This window comes from Sulfuricurvum sp. (assembly GCF_022759005.1).
In the GTDB taxonomy this organism is placed as follows: domain Bacteria; phylum Campylobacterota; class Campylobacteria; order Campylobacterales; family Sulfurimonadaceae; genus Sulfuricurvum.
On sequence record NZ_JAEMQA010000151.1, the window covers coordinates 1 to 5,150 of the forward strand.

5 protein-coding genes are annotated in these 5,150 nt (G+C 46.2%); all 5 read left to right on the forward strand.

Annotated elements, in window-relative coordinates; all coding sequences use genetic code 11:
• The first annotated feature begins 229 nt into the window (after positions 1-229).
• Positions 230-823 carry a TetR/AcrR family transcriptional regulator gene (locus JHC35_RS09030; protein ID WP_295044479.1) on the forward strand — a complete coding sequence of 198 codons (594 nt, stop codon included), beginning with the start codon at positions 230-232 and terminating at the stop codon, positions 821-823.
• A complete protein-coding gene (locus tag JHC35_RS09035) occupies positions 804-1,697 on the forward strand; it encodes a hydrogenase (protein WP_295044481.1) in 894 nt (297 codons plus the stop codon). Before JHC35_RS09030 ends, JHC35_RS09035 begins: the two co-directional genes overlap by 20 nt.
• Positions 1,684-2,979 carry a nickel-dependent hydrogenase large subunit gene (locus tag JHC35_RS09040; RefSeq protein ID WP_295044484.1) on the forward strand — a complete coding sequence of 432 codons (1,296 nt, stop codon included), beginning with the start codon at positions 1,684-1,686 and terminating at the stop codon, positions 2,977-2,979. Before JHC35_RS09035 ends, JHC35_RS09040 begins: the two co-directional genes overlap by 14 nt.
• A gap of 198 nt (positions 2,980-3,177) precedes the next feature.
• Positions 3,178-4,410, forward strand: a complete 1,233-nt coding sequence (locus JHC35_RS09045; protein ID WP_295044486.1) for a hydrogenase small subunit — start codon at positions 3,178-3,180, stop codon at positions 4,408-4,410.
• Positions 4,400-5,150 (forward strand): nickel-dependent hydrogenase large subunit (locus tag JHC35_RS09050; protein WP_295044488.1); only part of this gene is annotated, 751 nt, incomplete at its 3' end. The genes JHC35_RS09045 and JHC35_RS09050, both read left to right, overlap by 11 nt.

Below are 5,150 nucleotides of genomic sequence, written 5' to 3' on the forward strand. Positions count from 1 at the left end.
ATTTTTTCTCATCATAGCTGACATCAGAATTTACAGAAAATATTTTACGCTACCGTAGCCAGATCACTTAAAAATGTAACACATTCTGATTGCTATATAAAATAATGAATGCTTGTTCGGTATAATTAGGGATAAATTTTTTATTCCCGTTCGCCCTAAGCCTGTCGAAGGGTGGAATGTTCATGGTTCGACAAGCTCACCACGAACGAGATAATTATAGGACTAAACATTGGCACGCCCCACAAAAGAAGAACGAAAGCTTTCAATCATGACTAAAGCTTTGGAACTTTTTTCCAAAGAAGGATTTTATCAAACGACTATGCCCACTATTGCCGAAAAAATCGGGATGAGTGTCGGGAACCTCTATAACTACTTTACGTCCAAAGAGGTTCTGGCAAAAGATCTTATCCTTTATATCGCAAACATCTTGGGTGAAGAGATCCGTAAAATCAATGAAAGTCCCATCTCTACCCAAGAGAAGATCGAAGCGATTGTCCATATGTATTTTCGAATCGCCAAAGAACGTCCTGAGACGATCGAATATTTTTTGCGGGTGTACCTCTCAAACCGTGAAGTGTTTCAAGGCTGTTGCGAGGGGATGATCTGTGTCTCCGCCTTTGTAACCGAATTGATGATCTTTTTTGAAGAGGGGGTACGTTCTGGCGAACTCAAAGATCAGGATTTTTTCAGTGCGTTCGGTCTATTTATGGGATATTTGGGGGGAATGGTCTTTTTGAACGGCGAACACATTCTCCCTAAGTCGTTAGAGACATACGAACACACGATTGCCGAAAATATCTACAATGCCCTCAAATCCCGCTAAACTTCGCGTTATTTGGCTTCAGGGGATCACCTGCAACGGCAACACCCACTCATTTTTAAACGATCCCTCTTTGGGATCTCTTTTGGAATCGGTTGAATTCATTCATCATCCTCTGCTTCCGTGTACCAAATCACTCAGTGAGCTGGTCAAAAAACTCCCGAAATCGGATCTCCTTATTTTTGAAGGCTCATACCGAGCCGATTTTGAACGTGCCGGTGTCCCTATGGAAAATATTTTACTCCCGCTGGCGGTTAAGGCGAAACACATTATCGCTTTAGGGAGTTGCGCAAGCTTCGGCGGAATTTTCAAAGAGGGGGATGATCGGATCACAGGGATCCTCTTTGACAAAGAGGAGATGGGTGGTCCGTTGAGAGATTTGTCTAAAAAAGTGATTGTTCTCAGTGGTTGTCCCATTCATCCCAAATGGCTCAGTTTTGTTATGGAAATGATCATTCAAGGGATAAAGATCGGTGTCGATGAGTATCACCGTCCCAAAGAGCTTTATAGTTATCTTGTGCATAACGGCTGTTTGCGCAACGAGTATTTTGAGTGGAAAGTGGACAGTGAACGCTTCGGAACCAAAGAGGGGTGTCTCTTTTATGCACAAGGGTGTCAAGGACCTTTTACCCACGGTAGCTGCAATAAAATTCTTTGGAACGAGGTGAGTTCTAAAACCCGTGCCGGAGCCCCGTGTGTCGGATGTACCGAACCCTCTTTTCCTAAACGGGAGCTTTTTAGCACCAAAACGTATATGTCTATCCCTGCAGAGATGCCGCTGGGGGTACCGAAACGGAGCTATCTCGCGCTAGCGGGGGCGGCAAAATCGTTTCATATCAAACGGCTTGAGGGGAAATTGATCGATGATAACGCATGAACTGATCGAGCGGATCGAGGGGGAAGCGGTACTCGATTTTAAAACCGCTAAAAGCGGTGTCGTGGAACATGCCGATATCCGTTTTTTGCATTTTCGGGGAATGGAGTCAATTTTGGAAGGGCGTAATGCGCTTGATGCTCTCGTGATTGCTCCGCGTGTGTGCGGTATCTGCGGTCACTCTCATCTGATTGCGGCGGTACGGATGATCGAGAATGCCTATATCGATGCGGGATTCTCCCTCACGATCACTCCCAAAGCGCAAGCCATTCGTGAGATTACGCTCAACTGTGAGCTGATCCAAAACCATCTCAAATGGCTCTATCTCGTAATGCTCCATGAAAGCGGGAAGCTATTGGCAGAAGAGCCGCCTGTGGCCTTGAAAGCCCTTTATGTTACCTCTCAGGTCAATCAGCTTTGTGCCCTTTTTAGTGGACAGTGGCCTCACAGTTCGTATGCCCTTCCGGGTGGGGTGACATGTGATCCGACCCATATCGAGGTGATGCAGGCTTTGAAACTCCTCAGTGAGGTGGAGCAGTTTGTTGCTAAAGAGGTTTTGGGATGTCCGTTAGAAAAATTTGAGTTGCATCTGAAAAGTGATTCCCATCGTGTTTTGGAGGGGGATTTCTCAACACTATTGAACCACTTTGAGCGGCTGAATCTATTGGATGCGGGAAAAACCCATGGGCGGTTTTTGGTATTGGGGTCTCAATCGGCGATACTCTCCAACGGTGAGATTCGGAATGCCGATGCGGATTTAGTTAGTGAAGATAGTTCACAAACTTTTGCGCAGGGGGGGAATACTTATGCCAAAAATGCCCTCTATAACGGTGATTTTTATGAGAGCGGACCGCTTGCACGGGCGTTGATAGGAGAACGAGAGGGGATTACGGCACTTTATCAGCAGTATAGTGACAGTGCCCAGACTCGACTTTGTGCGCGTATGGACGAGACGGTGAAGCTTATCAGTGATGTGCGTTATCTGTTGAAAAATCTTGATCTTTCACAGCCTTCTTTTGTAACCCCGACCGCTATCGAATACATCAGCGGAACAGGTATCGGAATTATCGAAGCTCCGCGCGGTTCATTGATCCATCGAGCACGAATTGAAAAAGGGAAAATAGTATCGTATTCGATCATCACCCCGACACAGTGGAATCTCGGCAGCGGCTCACCCACTAATCTCGGCGTGGCACAGAGGGCGATGATCGGAGTGGAATCGATTGCGAAAGCATCGCTGATCTTTCGTACCTTTGATGTTTGCTCGGTCTGCACAACCCATTAACTATATTTTTTCCAAAAGTCAAAAATTGCTTCTGAATAATATTTCTTTATCTGTATTTTTTAATCATCATACCGTTTTGTCCTAAAATTAAATAACAAATTATCTTTTTAAATTAAATTTTACCTTTTAAATATTCGTTTAAGTTATCCAGACGTACAATACTGAATGATTGTTCATTAATATTTTGAGGAGGGGATTATGTCCGATAGAGTAGAAGCGGTTAAAAAGCTGTTTACTTCGAAAAGTTCGCGCGTTGAGACGAACAAGGGTGATAGCTATTATCAAGACTTGTTTGAAAAATGTGAGGCACGTTTAAATGAAATGCGTGCTATGACTCCAGCGAACAAACTTGACTTCACCGATCTTTTGGAAGAGAACGGTATTGATCGACGTGAGTTTATGAAATGGGCGAGTGCGACGACAGCGATGTTGATGCTCCCTCCTATGTTTACACCGCTCGTTGCAGACGCGGCGGTGATGATGAATCGCGCCCCTGTCATTTGGTTGGAACTCCAAGACTGTGCGGGTAACTCTGAAGCGCTCTTGCGTGCCGATGGACCGAAAATTGATGAGATTGTTCTCGACATCATCTCTCTCGAATTCCACGAAACACTTCAAGCCGCATCCGGCCATCAAGCCGAAAAACAGCTCGAAGAGGCGATGGAACACTTCAAAGGAAAATATCTCCTCTTTGTAGAGGGTGCGATCCCGATGGGTATGGACGGACAATATGGAACCATCGGTGCAAAAGGTGAAACATTCCATGATCACCTCGTACGTTGTGCAGAAAATGCGGCAGCGGTTATCGCGGTCGGAAGCTGTGCGACATTCGGTGGTATCCCGGCTGCAGCTCCGAACCCTACGGGAGCGGTTGGGGTTATGGATGTCATCAAGAACAAACCTCTTATCAATATCCCTGCATGTCCGGCGAACCCAGCCAATATGGTGGGTGTGATCTTGCATTACGTCTTGACAGGACAAGTGCCTGAACTCGATTCATTGCTTCGTCCGAAATTCGCATTCGGTTACCGCATCCACGATAACTGTGAACGCCGTGCTCACTTCGATGCGGGTGAATACGTAGAAGAGTGGGGCGACAAAGGGGCACAAAACAATTTCTGTCTCTACAAAATGGGATGTAAAGGACCGATGACGTTCAATAACTGTTCAATAGTGCGTTATAACGAAGCGGTAAACTGGCCGATCGGTGTCGGTCGTGGTTGTATCGGTTGTTCGGAGCCCGATTTCTGGGATAAATACGCCTATGAGCGTCCGATGGCCGATGCGAAAATTAAAGCGCCGACAGGCGGAGTCGAGAAAACCGTCGACGAATTCGGTTTGGGCATGTTGACCGCAGCCGGTATCGGTATCGCAATCCATGCAGCAGCCAGCGCAGTAGCAGGTAAACGAGAAGGAGTGAATCATGAGTAAGCATATAGTAGTTGACCCAATTACCCGTATCGAAGGACATTTACGTATTGAAGCGGTGATTGACGATAATAACACCATCGTAGATGCGTACAGCGCATCGACGATGTTCCGAGGCATTGAGACCATTTTGCAAGGGCGTGATCCACGCGACTGCGGATTGCTCGCAATGCGTATTTGCGGTGTTTGTACCGGTACTCACTATCAACGCTCCATCGAAGCGGTTGAGGATGCGTTCTCTATCACGATTCCCAAAAATGCCCGTATCGTTCGTAACCTTATCCAAGGTGCATTGTATCTGCACGACCACTTGGTTCACTTCTATCACTTGCATGCGCTCGATTTCGTCGATGTTGTTTCGGCCCTTTCGGCTGATCCGGCAAAAACAGCGGCAGAAGCACGCAAATGGGCGGCTGTTGCAGGTGAAACTCCGTTTATTGACGGTGAGAGCGAATTCAAAGCGATTCAAGAACGTGTAGCAAAATTCGTTAAACAAGGACGACTTGGGATTTTCGGAAACGGATACTGGGGTAACCCGCACTATAAATTGACACCGGAACAAAACCTTATCGGTGTGGCGCACTATTTGCAAGCGTTGGATATTCAACGTAATATGGCAAAAATGCAGGCGATTTTCGGGGGTAAAAATCCTCATCCACAAAGTATCGTCGTTGGCGGAGTAACATGCGTACAAGATATTCAAAATCCTGCACGTCTTGCACTCTTTAAACAATTGCTTTTAG